This is a genomic window from Lysinibacillus sp. AR18-8 (assembly GCF_001705465.1).
In the GTDB taxonomy this organism is placed as follows: domain Bacteria; phylum Bacillota; class Bacilli; order Bacillales_A; family Planococcaceae; genus Lysinibacillus; species Lysinibacillus capsici.
The window spans coordinates 257924-272831 of sequence record NZ_MDGU01000006.1 but is presented as its reverse complement, the minus strand read 5'-3'; the positions used below and the strand labels follow the sequence as shown (position 1 = coordinate 272831).

18 protein-coding genes and 1 pseudogene are annotated in these 14908 nt (G+C 36.8%); 11 read left to right on the top strand and 8 right to left on the bottom strand.

Annotated elements, in window-relative coordinates; all coding sequences use genetic code 11:
* Positions 1-274 precede the first annotated feature (274 nt).
* Positions 275-400 carry a GNAT family N-acetyltransferase gene (locus tag BFM98_RS24240; RefSeq protein ID WP_244205730.1) on the bottom strand — a complete coding sequence of 42 codons (126 nt, stop codon included), beginning with the start codon at positions 398-400 and terminating at the stop codon, positions 275-277.
* A gap of 374 nt (positions 401-774) precedes the next feature.
* Here BFM98_RS24240 and BFM98_RS06025 point away from each other — a divergent pair, with 374 nt between their 5' ends.
* The 7 genes from BFM98_RS06025 (at position 775) to BFM98_RS05990 (ending at position 5440) form a co-directional block, all read left to right on the top strand.
* The gene (locus BFM98_RS06025; protein ID WP_066036827.1) at positions 775-1227 is read left to right on the top strand and encodes a hypothetical protein; all 453 of its coding nucleotides are present in this window, start codon (positions 775-777) and stop codon (positions 1225-1227) included.
* Positions 1228-1331: 104 nt separating this feature from the next.
* The gene (locus BFM98_RS06020) at positions 1332-1706 is read left to right on the top strand and encodes a hypothetical protein (protein WP_066036826.1); all 375 of its coding nucleotides are present in this window, start codon (positions 1332-1334) and stop codon (positions 1704-1706) included.
* Positions 1707-1714: 8 nt separating this feature from the next.
* Entirely contained in the window at positions 1715-2218 is a 504-nt protein-coding gene (locus tag BFM98_RS06015; protein WP_066036825.1) for an NUDIX hydrolase, read from the top strand.
* A 71-nt stretch (positions 2219-2289) separates the two neighbouring features.
* Positions 2290-2844 carry a hypothetical protein gene (locus tag BFM98_RS06010; RefSeq protein WP_048395677.1) on the top strand — a complete coding sequence of 185 codons (555 nt, stop codon included), beginning with the start codon at positions 2290-2292 and terminating at the stop codon, positions 2842-2844.
* Positions 2845-3076: 232 nt separating this feature from the next.
* Positions 3077-3658: a group-specific protein gene (locus BFM98_RS06005; protein ID WP_066036824.1), complete on the top strand. Its 582-nt coding sequence runs from the start codon at positions 3077-3079 to the stop codon at positions 3656-3658.
* Positions 3659-4251: 593 nt separating this feature from the next.
* The gene (locus BFM98_RS05995; protein WP_066036822.1) at positions 4252-4665 is read left to right on the top strand and encodes a GNAT family N-acetyltransferase; all 414 of its coding nucleotides are present in this window, start codon (positions 4252-4254) and stop codon (positions 4663-4665) included.
* Between the two features lie 121 nt (positions 4666-4786).
* On the top strand, positions 4787-5440 hold the full coding sequence (locus tag BFM98_RS05990; RefSeq protein ID WP_066036821.1) for a DUF2306 domain-containing protein: 654 nt from the start codon (positions 4787-4789) through the stop codon (positions 5438-5440).
* 69 nt (positions 5441-5509) lie between these two features.
* Here BFM98_RS05990 and BFM98_RS05985 read toward each other — a convergent pair.
* Positions 5510-6210: pseudogene (locus BFM98_RS05985) on the bottom strand (DUF421 domain-containing protein).
* Between the two features lie 160 nt (positions 6211-6370).
* Between BFM98_RS05985 and BFM98_RS05980 the strand changes: the two are divergent.
* Complete coding sequence (locus tag BFM98_RS05980; RefSeq protein ID WP_066036820.1) at positions 6371-7390, top strand: serine hydrolase domain-containing protein; 1020 nt, start codon at positions 6371-6373, stop codon at positions 7388-7390.
* 52 nt (positions 7391-7442) lie between these two features.
* On the opposite strand, the gene BFM98_RS05975 is transcribed toward BFM98_RS05980, so the two are convergent.
* Complete coding sequence (locus BFM98_RS05975; RefSeq protein ID WP_254659991.1) at positions 7443-8120, bottom strand: hypothetical protein; 678 nt, start codon at positions 8118-8120, stop codon at positions 7443-7445.
* 135 nt (positions 8121-8255) lie between these two features.
* Here BFM98_RS05975 and BFM98_RS05970 point away from each other — a divergent pair, with 135 nt between their 5' ends.
* Positions 8256-8741: a hypothetical protein gene (locus tag BFM98_RS05970; RefSeq protein ID WP_054548636.1), complete on the top strand. Its 486-nt coding sequence runs from the start codon at positions 8256-8258 to the stop codon at positions 8739-8741.
* An 8-nt stretch (positions 8742-8749) separates the two neighbouring features.
* Here BFM98_RS05970 and BFM98_RS05965 read toward each other — a convergent pair whose 3' ends face one another.
* Together BFM98_RS05965 and BFM98_RS05960 are read right to left on the bottom strand one after the other, a co-directional pair.
* Positions 8750-8947, bottom strand: a complete 198-nt coding sequence (locus tag BFM98_RS05965; RefSeq protein WP_009371305.1) for a hypothetical protein — start codon at positions 8945-8947, stop codon at positions 8750-8752.
* Between the two features lie 362 nt (positions 8948-9309).
* Complete coding sequence (locus tag BFM98_RS05960; protein WP_048392961.1) at positions 9310-9615, bottom strand: hypothetical protein; 306 nt, start codon at positions 9613-9615, stop codon at positions 9310-9312.
* Between the two features lie 277 nt (positions 9616-9892).
* Between BFM98_RS05960 and BFM98_RS05955 the strand changes: the two genes are divergently transcribed.
* Positions 9893-10417 carry a GNAT family N-acetyltransferase gene (locus BFM98_RS05955; protein ID WP_066036818.1) on the top strand — a complete coding sequence of 175 codons (525 nt, stop codon included), beginning with the start codon at positions 9893-9895 and terminating at the stop codon, positions 10415-10417.
* A 32-nt stretch (positions 10418-10449) separates the two neighbouring features.
* Here BFM98_RS05955 and BFM98_RS05950 read toward each other — a convergent pair whose 3' ends face one another.
* The gene (locus BFM98_RS05950; protein ID WP_066036817.1) at positions 10450-11607 is read right to left on the bottom strand and encodes a Ger(x)C family spore germination protein; all 1158 of its coding nucleotides are present in this window, start codon (positions 11605-11607) and stop codon (positions 10450-10452) included.
* A gap of 156 nt (positions 11608-11763) precedes the next feature.
* Between BFM98_RS05950 and BFM98_RS05945 the strand changes: the two genes are divergently transcribed.
* A complete protein-coding gene (locus BFM98_RS05945) occupies positions 11764-12558 on the top strand; it encodes a PhzF family phenazine biosynthesis protein (RefSeq protein WP_066036816.1) in 795 nt (264 codons plus the stop codon).
* Between the two features lie 266 nt (positions 12559-12824).
* On the opposite strand, the gene BFM98_RS05940 is transcribed toward BFM98_RS05945, so the two are convergent.
* Together BFM98_RS05940 and BFM98_RS05935 are read right to left on the bottom strand one after the other, a co-directional pair.
* Positions 12825-14201 carry an MATE family efflux transporter gene (locus tag BFM98_RS05940; RefSeq protein WP_066036815.1) on the bottom strand — a complete coding sequence of 459 codons (1377 nt, stop codon included), beginning with the start codon at positions 14199-14201 and terminating at the stop codon, positions 12825-12827.
* Between the two features lie 20 nt (positions 14202-14221).
* The gene (locus BFM98_RS05935) at positions 14222-14701 is read right to left on the bottom strand and encodes a DUF6530 family protein (RefSeq protein WP_016994140.1); all 480 of its coding nucleotides are present in this window, start codon (positions 14699-14701) and stop codon (positions 14222-14224) included.
* Positions 14702-14908: the final 207 nt, after the last annotated feature.

The following is a 14908-nucleotide window of genomic DNA, read 5'->3' as shown; positions in this document are numbered from 1 at the left end:
AAATGCAGTATGATGAAACTAAAAAGCAGAGGAGACATGAAGATGTTTAGCTTGATTAAAAATGATATAAGATTCATTGAAATTGAATATGATCTTCGTTATAAGGGATCTTCGAAAACATTTTCCTGATTTGACGATAAAAATCAATTTTATTACATTAGCTTTTCAATAGCTTCTTCGTTATCTTTTCATTCTTACACTAACTCTTTCAACACTTTTCCACCAATTGTAATTGCTAAGCTTTGCCCCATAATGTTCATAAAAATAACGTGTTTTATTCTATAGCTAAGACTTCGACAAATATAGTTTGGTAGTTCTTTTGATAAAAGCAATGAAAGATTTCCTTCAACAATTGTTTTCCTATCCCTTTTCCGTGATAGTTTTCTAAAAGATAGAGCATTTCTACATAATTGGAATGGGGAAGGGTTTGAATCTCTTTTACTTGCAGATGTGAAGCCAATAATGTCGTCTAATTCATTTTCAGCTACTAGTACATACTTCGTTTTGTCGGCAATTTGTTGCGTCCATAATTGCGTTTTTGTTCGTAGGATAATTTACTTTAATATTTTGCTGGCACAATATGCTTATAGGTTGTTCACCAACTATCAACATGTACTTTTCCAATACCTTTCGCATCTTTATAGTTGCCTTTCTAATGATCAAATTTATCACCTCCTATTAAATCTTTATAAACAGAATGATAACATCTTCTATAGTTTATTTACTTAATAAGGTAAAATATGAAATATATAGGTTTATAGAGGGGGTATATTTTTGAAAAATAAGTATATGTGTACGATTAAAATTAATTTAGAGGGTGGTGATATTCAATTTGATGTGTCAAATGATGAACAACTATTTAGTTTTAGATCTGGTTTAGCCTTTATAGCCATCCCACAATTTTTCTCCACGCTCACCAGTTTTTATCAAGGTAATACAAATGAAGTAAAAATAGATTGTCACGGAAACTATGATTACTATATTTTTTCCAGCGATGGTGAATACATATTAATTGAACATAAAAGTCATTATCCTATCGAAAGAATATTTAATTATCAATTTTCTCTTAAGGGGTATATGGAGGCTATAGATCAAGGCTTCAAGAAATATTTGGAGCAGTTAGAGAATGAAGGCATCTTCCCATTGGAAAATCATGCATTTGCTGATCCTTTAGGAGAAGATGTTTTAAATGCTTTCTATAACTTTTCTTCATTATTAAAAGCTTGAAGAGCAATGAAAAAATTAAAGTATGACCGCTTCAAAATAGAAGCTCTCTTTTACAGATAAATTTTAGCAGCCGATTCTTAACCAGACAAGGAGGAGGGTGAACCTTGAAAAAAATAGGTTTACTAATAGTAGCTCTTTTCGTAGTAAGTGGGGTCTTTATTGATAGCAATAAATTATTATATCCTCCTTTGCCAATCGATTCCCTTACACCAAAGGAAGCTATACAAAAATTAAATGCATCCCCCTTTGATTTAGTGGCGCTCTCCAATGATAAGCAGGCAACTTGGTACCTCGCAGCCATTTCAGCTAGGGGCATACAGAAGGTGGACGAGGACATTCAGCAAATGATGGCTAATGAAGGATGGGCATTTCTTGAAAAAGAGGGGAGCGGGTTATTTTTCGAAAAAAATGGGGAACGTTCCATTGTGACAACGGAAATGTGGACGAAGCAGTATGTGCTTGTTCAAATTCAGAAATGAGGTGCTCTATGGAAGTCTGGGATCTCTACGATAAAAATCGCCAAAAAACAAATAAGCGTCATGTGCCAGGGACAAAATTAGCAGCTGAAGATTACCATATCGTTGTGCACGTATGGATTCGCAATAACAAAGGAGAATTCCTTTTAACAAAAAGACATCCCAATAAACATTATCCTCATTTATGGGAATGTCCAGGAGGCTCTATAGTAACGGGTGAAAGTAGTTTGGATGGGGCTGTTCGTGAGGTGGAAGAGGAAATAGGGATATCATTATTGAGGACCAATGGACAATTAGTAAAGAGTGAACGACGTAATTGTTTCAATGATTTTTATGACGTTTGGTTATTTGAGCAAAGCTTTGAAATTAGTGACATCAAACTTCAGGAGGAGGAAGTGACAGCAGTTCAATGGGTCACAAAGCCAGAGCTTGAAAAGATGCTTCACGCGAATAACGTAGTACCGACACTTCGCTACTTTACGTCCATTTTTAACGATAAGACTACGCCATGTTAGTGTTATGTGTCAGCATAATTCTGATTCTGTAGGTTAACCTATACCTAAATAGGTTAGAGGAGCGGTAAAATGTGACTAAGCGTATTCTTATTGGACTAGCTTTATTTACGTATGTTTCCATTTTTAATTTGGTTTTTGCAAAGGACAGTGATTTGCCACAACCTCTTGAAGAATTTCTTCCTGAAATCGGCTATAAAACAGTAGAAATAGCCGTAAAAGAGTTCGAACACCACTATAATAAAGAGCTGAAGCTACCCCTACGAGTACCGCCAATCAGCTTTACGCATCACTTTGGAAGGTTTAGTGATTTAGAAGGAGAAATGAATGATCAGCTGGAGGTGGTAATGATCAGTGATCAATTGACACAAAATCATTTCAAAATCAAGGTTCGACCAATTCAGCATAAAATGTCATTTGAAAAATATAAAACAGATGTATTTAAGTTGAAAAATGGCAGTGAGGCAGCCTATATTGAAAATCCACGAATTGGTTTTCATTTACTCGTGTTTGAAAGAGACAATTGGCAATATGTCTTTAGTATTGATCGAGATGTGGCAGATCAAGTAACGGCTGAAGTCTTGATTGATATTGCTAATTCAATTGATTATCCAAAGCAAAAGTATTAGCCCCTCTAATTTTTATTCTTACTGTTCAGTTCCTCTCGTAATTTCTTTAGTTCCTCCGTTTGCTCCAAAATAGAATTGTTAACTTGTCTAATCGAATCATATATAGCAAAAATCCCCGCAAAAATAAGAATGATAACTAATAATTCCATTGTGCACCTACTTTCTATTTATACAATGATTGTAACAGGAATTTCTAAATGTTCGAAGAATTAGTTAGGTGGAGGTGCTTGTCATGCAGAGATATGTTTATCATATGGTTCCAAGGGAAATGGTGGGTCATGAGCTCATGCCACTAAATAGGTTAGGGGCATTATTTCCACATTTATATGAACGATATTCGAAAAAATATTTTGATCATCCTGAGAGACCGAAATTATTCATGAAAGAAATTCCTCACTTAAATTGCTTGTGGAATGATGTTGTTCATTTCCTACCAATCCATCCTAGTCATCTATATAAGGCTTTAACAGAGCTTGGTATTGAAACGAGAGAAAGCCTAATGTTTTATCAAATTCCAATCCAAAAACTAGCGGTTAATCGTAATGCGATGTACCTGTATTCCAAGGAACACTATAAAGGGCCAGCAGGGGCAATTGCTGCAGAGGATATAAAACTACTGTCGTTACCTGATTATAGAGAACTAGAACAGCTACCATCAGCAACTGTAGACTATTTCCAAACGGAGAAAGAAAAAGGGAAGAACTTTGGGCTTTTTGCGTATATTCCGCATCTCTTCAGCTTAGGCAAGGTCAACGTAGACGAGGCGAAAATTATTTCATGGAATCCACATAATCCTAGCATGAATACTAATTGAGGTGGGAAAAGAAAAAGGGTTTGCTGAGTAGCTGGCTACCCTTTTTTGTTGCAAATTGAATAGCGGTGGAAAAATAATACATCCCTCTTCTGGAAAACTTATTAAACCTTCATAATTAATCATAAAAGGATTCTTTCAATGGAGCAAACACGCCTTCTTTCTCCAGCTCATTAGCTATTGTTCCTAGTAAACTTTTGAAAAACGAGATGAAGCAAATAGACAATCAATCGAAATATAAGTAGATAGAAAAAGGCCTCAATAAAGCTTGTTGCTAGTATTATTACATAACGACCGAAATCTTCTAACTCATGAAAAGTATATGTTTGTATGTGCCAATCAAAAAACAATGCTTTGTAACTCGTCCCCACAAAGAAAGGGATGAAAAGTAGCCAATAAAAGCGAGGTAAACTAAATTTATAGCCTTTCACCAGCAAGGTACACCCTCCTCAATTTTAAAGCCATCATAACATAAAAGAAAATATTTTAGTATATTATGGAAGTATCTAGTGATAATACGAATACATTATTTACAATTATAGTAATTTAAAGGTATTATTAGTAAGTCGAGACGATGTCCAGAAAGGTAGAAGTCCATGAAAATGATCCATTCAAGCAAGATACATCCCGAAGTGAAAACATTATTATCCTATGCCACATCCGAAAAGAAAGTGGAGAAGGAATACTCATTGTACATTGCATGTCCAGAAAGAGTATTGTATGGCTATACCTTTGCACAAGACACTATCGGTTGTATAGGGATTGTTAAAAGAGAGGCAAATCAATGTGAAATTATACATATAGCCGTATCGCCTGCTTATCGTGGAAAAGGCATTGGACGTGAGATGATTCGGTATGTAGAAGACCATCATGCTTTTTCTTCCATTTATGCAGAAACAGATCAAGAAGCCGTACTCTTTTATAAAAATATCGGCTTTCATATTACAAGTTTAGGAGAAAAATACCCTGGAGTGGAGCGTTTTGGCTGTCTATTAACCTGCACTACATAGGGATTAAATTCGTTGTGCTGTCGATAAACGTCCACTTATATGCTTTTTACGCCCTGTTATTTGTCTGTGTTAAAAGATCGGAGATTTGAATGGTAGGCTAACATAGAAAGGAGCTATAAAAATGAAACAAAAATTGTGGTGGATTGTATGTGGCTTGGCATTGTTCATAGCAGGCTATTCGGTTGTTCAATATTTACTATTCGATGCACGGCAGGCGGGATTTGTTCAATTAAAGCTTATGCTTAGTGCAACATTGCATTCATTTTGGTATATCATGCTCTATATACATATTGTATTCGGTATATTAGCCCTCGTCATCGGTCCTTTTACGTTGTCATCAAAGTTACGAGAGAAAAATGTGAAACGCCATAGACTACTAGGCAATATCTATATGGTTAGTATTTTGTTTGGTGGCTTGGCAGGACTTTATTTAGCGCTGAACGCAACAGGGGGATGGGTAGCACAGCTAGGCTTTGCTTTATTAGCCATAGGGTGGCTCTTCACCATGTTTCAAGCGCTGGTCCATATTAAAAAAAGAAATATCCAAGGCCATCAGAAATGGATGCTAAGAAATTATGCTTTAACCTTCGCAGCTGTCACATTGCGAATTTGGCTCCCTTTGTTTACGGTAGTATTTGGCTTTGAAAATTTTGAATCTAGTTATGCCTCTATCGCTTGGCTATGCTGGGTACCCAATTTAATCGTGATGGAATGGTATATCCAGCGTAAGCTGCATGCATTTATAGACAATCGACATGTAACAAAAACGACTTGACTTGAATGCCTCCTTCGAGCATTGGGATTAAATAGAGCCTAATGCTTTTTACGTTGGCAATAATTTTAATTAGTATCTAAATACATGCAAATTGTTCTTTTGGTCCATTGTGGCAAGAAGGACATCTTTTATTTCTAGCTTATAAGTTGTTTTCAGTTGACCCATCAACCATTGCTCAGTATGCTTGGTTTTGTTTAACTCATGGTAATCAATTTTTCCCTCTTTAATAAGAACCGTGGGAAGAAAAAAAGGATTAGCTTGTACATTTATATCTGCTCGTGTTGGTGTTTGGTAGGGTGTATGCAAAAAACTAGAGATCGATCCGTCTGGTTCCCATAACGCGAGTGCTACATTTTGAACTTCTTCAACTTTTTCTTTTCTTAACTCTGATAAAAGTAAATCAACAGATATTCTAGCCTTTTGTAAGTTGGCGCTAATAATTTGCCCATTTTTAATCAGGGGAATCGGCGGGGAGTCTATCAAATGACGAAAGGCAACCCATTTTAGGCTCAAAAAAACACCGATGAGGTAGAGCGCAACTAAAACGGCCATGGTAATCATGGAACCCTTCATTCCTAACCTTCATCAGATAAGGGATGTGCGATAATATTCCCAAGTGTGATAGCCATTGCAAAATCCAGCATTCTTAACTGAGAAATAGAGCGCTGTCCCATAATTTTTGTTGCGAAAAGTAGGAAGAAAAAAGCGACAATGGCTCGGAGAATCCATTGAATAGCAGTAAGTGATTCTTGACTATGAAAAAATTCCACAGCGACACATCCTCTTTTTTCTTATTGTTTCCTTCCGTTACATGATTATGCGGATCTTCAGGAGTGAAACGAAATAGACTTGTAAAAATATGTTCAAAACGATATTGTTAAAATAAAAAAGCTATTATTTAGTAATTTTAAGAAAATCAGGAGAATATCTATGCAAACAAAATTACAAAATATTCTTATCGACATACAAGAGAAGGTTAATTTTTCAGGAACGGTGCTAGTGGAAAATCAGGAGAAGGTTGCCTTAGTCAGCCAAAGTTTTGGCTATGCGAATCGCTCAGAACAAATCGACAATCATGCCAAAACTCGTTTTGGCATTGCCTCTGGCTGTAAAATTTTTACTGCAGTCGCTATTTGTCAGCTTATTGAAAAAGGGAAGCTAGCATTTGATACGAAATTATGCGATTGTCTGCCTCAACTATTTAAGCACTTCGATGAGCAAGTAACCATCGCTCATCTGCTAACACATACGTCAGGAATACCAGATTATTTTGATGAGGAAGAAATGGAGAATTTTGAAGCGTTATGGGTTGAAAATCCGATGTACCAGCTTCGAACATTGCGAGATTTTTTACCATTATTTCAGAATCGTCCAATGAAGTATAAAGTTGGTGAGCGATTTCACTATAATAATGCAGGATATATTGTATTAGGGTTAATTGTAGAGCATGCAACTGGTATGGATTTTTCCGCTTACATTCAACAACATCTTTTCGATCGGGTGAATATGACGGAATCAGGCTATTTTTCGTTAGATTCTTTGCCAGCTAATACAGCATTAGGGTACATAGACAACCCAGATGGAACTTGGAAAACAAATATCTATTCTTTACCTGTAAAAGGGGGTTCTGATGGGGGGGCATTCGTAACAGGGGAGGATATGGCAAAGTTCTGGAGTGCACTTATGAATTTCGAACTTTTAAATGAAGAGTTAACGAATCAACTGCTAATGCCTCATGTCGAACTGAATGAAAATGATAGTTATGGCTATGGTGTATGGATTAAGAAGAATAGTGAACAAGCAATATTAAAATACCATGTGATGGGGTATGATCCTGGCGTGTGCTTTCATTCAGCCTATTATCCTGCTTCTTCCATCAAAGTTGTCGTATGTTCCAATAAATCTAAGGGCGCTTTTGATATGATAAAAGGAATAGAGGCTATCCTATAAAAGAATAAGGCTTGTCTGTGAAAAAGATTACAGGCAAGCCTATTGCTAGTTATTAAGTAATGCCACCATGTATATTACAATAATACTCGATCTCAATAATATGAGGTGAGGATACACCATTATATGAATAGTAGCCACCGATTGCAATATTGTAAGCACTGCCATGATCTTTAATGGAAGGGTCATACCCCGTTTGCGTCCAGTAGCCTTTACCCTGTTCAATTTTAGAAGACAAGGAATGCATAACCGAAAATAACTGTCTTCCACCAGGAATGTCCATGCTTAGTTGGGTGTCAAATGAACCATCAACACGAATGATTGTTCGATGTGCCTCCATATGTAATTCAACGAATTTTGGTACTTTAACTGGAGAAAAAACTTCCTTATTATCGACCACGACATAAGAAGTGTCTATTCTGCCTTTTAACATGTCTTCAAAATCTTTTAATTCAAGCCAATAATTTGCTGAAAATGTTGTAATGGGATCTAGCTTAAAGCCTGTACCATACTCTTCATTTAGTTTATTGACAATAGCCGAATATTCTTTATAGTAGTATTCTTTCTGTGGTAGCGTTAAAACTAATGGAACAGGTGCCATGACAGATTCCATTGCTATTATTTGTTTATCTACTGATGTAGATAGTGGTGAGGCTGCTTTGTCATCCTTTTCACAGCCTGTTAGGAAGATGGCTCCTACTACAATGCTTGTCACCAAATATCTTTTCAACACCTTCACCTCCCAAAAATGAATAAAAACTATTATACCATACATAAATATGTATAATTTCGTTTTTTTTGGTAAAATGATAATTTCGTAGTATATTGTAGAGAGAACAACGATTAAGCAAGTGTAAGGGGCGGTATAGTGGCAATTTTAAAAGATGATTCGAGTCATCCGAGTTGTGAGGTAGAGCTAGATATTTTAATGGTGAACGAGGAAAGTGTAAAGTTTCGTATTGAATTTCGCTTTGGGCCAGCTTTCCCAGCGATAAATACTGAGATTTATTGTTTAAAAAGAGATTTCCTTCAATTATTAGAAGACATAACACAATTGGAGCCTGCTTATTTAAGTATGCTGGAGCCGCATGATCCTGGCCTATGCATCTATCATATCCCTCATTATGGTGAATATTTTTTTCCTGGATACGGTATCTTTCAAATTCCTGAAGAGGAGAGGGAGGAAGCAGAGCAACGTTATAAATTAGTGTTTGTACTAGATGCTTATGAGAAGAATCATCATGGTGCAAGAGAATGTGGGCCTGCATTATGTATTATTGTGACGATGGAACAAATCCGAGTCTTCATTACCACTTTGCGAGAACAAGTAAAGAAATTCAAAAGTAAAAGGTGATACAACGGTCATTCATTCTCTTCTACAACGATGCTATAGGATAGGTTGAGACGATCACATACCCAATTTTTAAATAGATGATCAATTTGTTTTTTTATTTCATCGCTAGGTAATTGCTCATTAATCCCTAATTGTTCAAACGAAAATGTTTCCTGAATTTGATCGGTATATTTCGTATTAAAGGTAAACGTAATGAGTTTAGACACGTTGATTTTCCTCCGTTTTCTAGCGTGTACATTTATGAGCCAATTATTAGAAATTGAATGTCGTTGATATTTGTAAATAAATTTTTTATCTTTGGGTAAAAAGAATAGAAAATGCTGTCGGCTGAATTATCATGAATAGAGACAGTGTAAGTAGCATAATTTTCTAGCAATTGTTTTAACGGTTAGATTATTTGTTCATTCGGTGTTTCAGCTTTTGTTCTTTTGCTAGTTCAAGAGTGATTGCTGCCGTCATATTTAGTATATCTAATTGTCAAAAGGTAATGTAACAAGTATGAAATTTATAAAGTATTTTTGTTGAAATTTAGTATAAGCTTTTGTACATGGAGGTGTAATAGTCACCATTAAGGAGCAGTATACTTCTGTTTTCTTCTCTTCTTTTGCTTATAGGTAAGATAAGAAGTTTTTAAGGAGGCATAACTTCCAATTGCTGCATAGCCATAAAACCAGCCCATGAATAGTCCTGCAAGAAGATTATGTCGGTGGCTGATGAATATAGAAATGAATAAGCCGACAACTAGTGCAATGGTTGGAACCCAAAAAGGCTTTATATGACACATTTTCTTAATGAGTTGGGTAATCATCATAACTACAGGGACTGCAACGACGGCATCCCAAAAATTTGTATGTATGAGTGGAAAGTGTTCCATTCAAGTTCACCTCTCATTGACTATTTAGAACTTATTGTGAACATATAGGGAAGTTTTATACAGTAGTGTAGTGTGCAATCATTGGGGATTTATAGAGAGAATGCTCCCTGATAAACTTACTCTGTCGGGATGCACAAGCAAACTAACACGCACAAAAAGCACAGGGCAACTAGCCTTGTCCTTTTAACAAAGTGGCATCAAATGGAAATAGGGATTGCAATAGCTAGTTGACAAATGTAAAATTTGATTAATAAATCTACAATAAAAGAGGTATATGATGTTTCCAATTTTACATACTGAACGATTAGTGTTAAGGGAATTGACGAGTTCTGATGGACAAGCTCTTCTTGCGTGCTTTTCGAATCCTGAAGTTTTGCGCCATTATGGCCAACAACCTTTAACCAGCTTAGTTCAAGTGCAGCAAATCATTCAAAATTTTGCCAACAATTTTGCCGAAAAACGTGGTATTAAATGGGGCATTGCATTAAAGGAACAAGAAGGAATTATTGGTACAATCGGCTTTCAAGAGTGGTCAATAGAGCATCGAAGAGCGGAAATCAGCTATGCCCTTTTTCCTGAATATTGGGGAAATGGCTATGCTCAGGAAGCTGTTAAACGAGCTATTTCCTATGGTTTTGAAGAAATGGATTTAGTTCGAATTGGAGCCATTGTATTTAAAGAAAATGAAGCTTCCAATCTACTATTGCAAAAAATAGGCTTCGAACAAGAAGGATTATTAAAAAAATATATGCATCAACATAATGTACCCCATGATACTTATATATACTCACTTATAAAATAATCGGGAGACCAGATTCCTATGAGGACATCTGGTCATTTTTTTATTGTTTCTGTAAAAGTTTTTCGACCTGGATTGATTTTGGCTACATCCACATCAATTTTACTAATTGAATCCTCTGATAATGGGATTTTTCCATCTTTCTCAAGCTTTTTCCAAGCCTTGACGTTATCGCGGTAGAGATATTCTGACAATCGATAGATATCCACATCTAATTTTAGACCTTCTTTATAGGTTTCCTGAATTTCCTTTTTCACTTCTTTTACAATAAGCTCTTTCAGCTCCTGTTCGGTTACTTTTCCTTTAAAACCATTGATGGTCGCATTGATTCTCAATTTGACTTCAAATGTAACAGCCTCTTGTTTGACAAGTGGTTCCACATTGACATGTATTTTCTCAATACTGACCGTTAGTTCTTCCTGGTCACTTGTGTTTAATTGAAAGGTAATCTCCCCACGATTTGTATAGTTATGCATCCATTGACTGCCGCGAGCCGCAGTGTCTTGCACGAACCCCTTAAAGCCATCTTTCGATAGGACACCAACCCCTGAAAAATAGGTTTCCTCAACTTGCTCCTCATCTGTTTCCCAATCGTCTTTAATGGACACATAAGGAATTGTTACTTCATAACTTGGCTCATTTAAGCCAATGACAACATCTCTTAAGTCTTTTGGTTCGATAAATGTTTCTTGTTCTGTTGGGTTGATTGGGTTACTTAATTTTGATGAGGATAACGAATTTCTTAAGATTGGTGTGACAAGCAATATGTCTTCAACTGGGTTTTTTGTACAATACACCCAGATTTGATACCTAGTATCACGAAAGCGTATGAATGTATCGATGACAGGAATAATGTGTTCATTTTCCATAGCCTGCTCTGAAAAAATCATATATCGCATATGCCCCCAAAAAATTTCTTGATCCGAGGAGCGATATAATTTGTAAATTGCCTCTTCTATTGTTTTACCAGTGGCACGTCCTACTTCAGCCGGCGCCACCGTTGCGCTAGGTTGTATAGATTTCGCGACATCAGCGAAATTAATCACTTGTAAATAGACAATATACTCGTCGTTTTCGTAGTCTACACCTACTGCATTTATATAGTACATTCTTTGCGGCTCCGTAATATCCCAGCATCCTGCGAGTAATGTCGTCAATCCGATGATCAATAAAAATTTGAAATAAGTTTTCATGGTTTCTCCACTCGAATTGCTCTTCAGTTGTATTTTATAGTGTTAGCTTAGACAAAAGATGGCTTTTTTATAAAGTGCTAGCTGAGGAAATGAGATTTGGAAAATTATATCCAATGAAACAATTTTCAGGTATGATGAGGCAAGGAGGGGAGAACGGTGACTAGTATTTCATATTGGCTAATTAATACATTTACGAATGAGCTATATAAAGGGAATCCTGCAGCAATATGTCTATTAGATGAAGAAGTTTCTGAGGAGACCATGCAAAAAATTGCACAGGAGATACCTGTCCCGACAACAGCCTTTATTGAAAAAAAACAGGTTGAATTTACGCTGAAATGGTTTACGCCAAATAGGCAAATACCCATTTGTGGTCACGGCACTCTTGCTAGTGCCTTTGTCCTTTGGCAGCAAGGAATTGTGCCAAAGGAGCACACAATTACATTTCATACAGCAAGTGGTCCTTTACATGCCAAGTGGCAACATGAACGAGTGGAAATCGCCATCAAAACGTATCCAATTGCTGAAATGGAATGTCCTTCAGCATTGGAGGACTGGTTAGGATGTAAGCCCATCTTTGTAGGGAGGACCGAATTGGATTATATCGTGGAAGTAGGCAATGAAGACCTAATTGTACAGTTTGAACCTGACTTTTCTGCGATGAAGCAGTTTCCTGTTCGAGGTATATGCCTAACTAGTCAATCGAAGGAAGAAGACATCGATATCGTATCTCGCTTTTTTTCTCCAGCACAAGGCATTGATGAGGATCAGGTAAATGGATCAAGTCATGGCGCACTAGGCCCTTATTGGTGTGAGAAATTATTGAAACAACAACTTGTCAGCAAGCAGCTTTCTAAACGTGGAGGTGTAATCTATGTGGCCCCTCATCACAACAAGGTATTGATTGCAGGCGCAGCAGTTACAGCATTGCAAGGAGAATTAAACATCTAGATACGGTTTAGAAGGAGACAAAGTATACAGTTCGTTTTCTATATTTCGCCTTATTTTGGTAACTGCTAAAAAGCGAGAAAAAAATTGAAATTGGTTGTAACCTTTTTCAATGTTAAACGACTACTCTATTAGTAGAATACAAAAGAACTAAAGCAAGTAGTAACATTCACTTTTCACAAAATGACCAGGGCTCAATTTTGAGTGCCTGGTTATTTTGTTGCCATAATAAAAAGAGGGCACACACATATGGCATGCCCTCTTCCATTTTATTCGCTCAGCATAGCTTTTAATGTTCGTTTTTGCCAGCCTAGCTTGAAGTATGCATATTGCATAATGAAGTGGACGCAGAAGGTGATTGGATAGGCTAACCAAACGCCATTTAGTTCTAGTGACGTATGGTGAGATAATAGGAACGCCAATGGTACCTGTACAACCCAAATCGTAATGACTAAGAAGATAGTTGGCCATAATACGACACCAGTGGCACGCATTGTAGCAGAAACAGTTTGTGTGTGTCCGAAAATTAAATAGCTCCAAAAGGCGATATATAAATAATTCTTGGCAATAAGCACAGTCTCATGTGAATCGATAAAGAAAGCCAAAATAGGCTCTGCAAACAGATACATAATGAGTATGATCGCGCCACCTAGAAGATAATTAATGCGCACACCCATTTGACGGATTTTTTTAATCATCTCTGTAGAATTAGCCCCTAACGCCTGTGCTACAAAGACAGATGTTGCAATGGCAATACTCATTGCTGGGACTTGTGCATAGCTAGCTACCTGATTGACAACGCCATAAGCGGCAGTAGCATCCGAACCATAGCCATTCACAAAGCCAATAACGGCAATTTCGGCTACTGAAATGGCAACCATGCTAATACTGGATGGAATGGCTAGCTTTAATAAGGACGTTAAAATATCTTTCTTTAATTTAAAATGCTGTAAGATTGTTTTATCAAAACGTAGTAAATGCTTTGTCTTATGCAAATAGGCCAACAACAGAATCATTGTCACCAGGTTTGATAACACAGAAGCATAGGCAGCCCCATTTAAGCCGAACGCAGGCAACCCCAACCATCCGAATACTAAAGGGGGGAGGAAGGCGATATTTAACACAACACTAATTACTAAGAATAGAAAAGGTGTTTTGGAATCGCCGACTCCTCGCATAAAGGTTGTATACACCAAATACCAAAACATAATTGGTAACGTGAAGAAAAGTATTTGGGCATAACTAATACTCATGTCTAAAATATTCGCAGGTGTCTGCATAAAACGTAAAATCCATTCGATGAAAAAGCCACCAAAAATCGCGACAGCGATGGATAAAATAGTTGTAAAGGCGAGTGTTACACCAACAACCTCTTTCATTTTGGCATGATTACCAGCCCCAAATGTTTGCCCGACTAAAATAGAGCTTCCTGAACCAATGCCAATTGCAAAGGCCATTAAAAAGAAGAAAAATGGAAAAAATGCCGAAATGGCTGCTAGGGCATCGACCCCTAAATTGCGTCCGACGATAAACATAGCAAAAACTTGGCCAACAGATTGCAGCACATTCGCTAGCATCACGGGAATTAAGAAATTTAAAAAAGCTTTGCGTAGCTGTTGATCATCCTGTAACATTTGTTCGTTCATCAATAAGTTCCTCTTGAGTTTTAATAACCCATTTCTTTTAAGATTCTTGAAAGTGTGCGTAGGCGTTCACCAATTAGCTCACCATCATTATTAAGTGCTTGCTGAAAAAGCTGAATATCCTCTTTAATCTGTTCATTTTCTGTGCAAACTTCCACTGTCATGGCATCTCCCTGTAAGCCTACACGATTAATTACAGGGTTTTCTTCATCATATAAATGCTCATGACGATAAGCCTCCTTAAAATAAAGTTCCGTTTCACACACTAAAATAGCGAGATCAAGTACTCGGTGTAGGGGAAGTTCTTCTGATTGGCGAGACCACTTGCCACCTGTATGCCGCCAAACCTTCGCAGAAATATCAACCTTTCCTCGATCATTCCATTGTGCCAGACCAAGGGAAAGCCCTTGTGCATCTGTTTGATAAGCCGTGCGCCCATCAATATTGGCATAATTTTCTGCCACGATGACAGGTTTATGTTTTAAATGTGTTGGAATTTTCATGTATCCGTACTCCTTATCATTTCGAATTTAGTAATTTAGTAAATTACTGCTTTAGTAAATTTAACATTAAACGTTTCTATAAGTCAATCCAAAAGAGCAAAGTTTGAACCCTTTCTTTTAAGACCAGCTAAAGATGGGCTTAGAGTAAGGGATTCATTACAATAAACGTTCAAAATCTGCCGTGGTTTTTACAAAATAGTAAGTTAT

What these genes read in the sequence shown, in the direction of transcription:
- BFM98_RS05935 (WP_016994140.1), bottom strand. Translation starts at nt 14,701, where the DNA reads ATGAAAATTCCAACACATTTAAAACATAAACCTGTCATCGTGGCAGAA.
- BFM98_RS05980 (WP_066036820.1), top strand. Translation starts at nt 6,371, where the DNA reads ATGCAAACAAAATTACAAAATATTCTTATCGACATACAAGAGAAGGTT.
- BFM98_RS05950 (WP_066036817.1), bottom strand. Translation starts at nt 11,607, where the DNA reads ATGAAAACTTATTTCAAATTTTTATTGATCATCGGATTGACGACATTA.
- BFM98_RS05960 (WP_048392961.1), bottom strand. Translation starts at nt 9,615, where the DNA reads ATGGAACACTTTCCACTCATACATACAAATTTTTGGGATGCCGTCGTT.
- BFM98_RS05955 (WP_066036818.1), top strand. Translation starts at nt 9,893, where the DNA reads ATGTTTCCAATTTTACATACTGAACGATTAGTGTTAAGGGAATTGACG.
- BFM98_RS05940 (WP_066036815.1), bottom strand. Translation starts at nt 14,201, where the DNA reads ATGAACGAACAAATGTTACAGGATGATCAACAGCTACGCAAAGCTTTT.
- BFM98_RS06005 (WP_066036824.1), top strand. Translation starts at nt 3,077, where the DNA reads ATGCAGAGATATGTTTATCATATGGTTCCAAGGGAAATGGTGGGTCAT.
- BFM98_RS05995 (WP_066036822.1), top strand. Translation starts at nt 4,252, where the DNA reads ATGAAAATGATCCATTCAAGCAAGATACATCCCGAAGTGAAAACATTA.
- BFM98_RS06015 (WP_066036825.1), top strand. Translation starts at nt 1,715, where the DNA reads ATGGAAGTCTGGGATCTCTACGATAAAAATCGCCAAAAAACAAATAAG.
- BFM98_RS24240 (WP_244205730.1), bottom strand. Translation starts at nt 400, where the DNA reads ATGCTCTATCTTTTAGAAAACTATCACGGAAAAGGGATAGGAAAACAA.
- BFM98_RS05990 (WP_066036821.1), top strand. Translation starts at nt 4,787, where the DNA reads ATGAAACAAAAATTGTGGTGGATTGTATGTGGCTTGGCATTGTTCATA.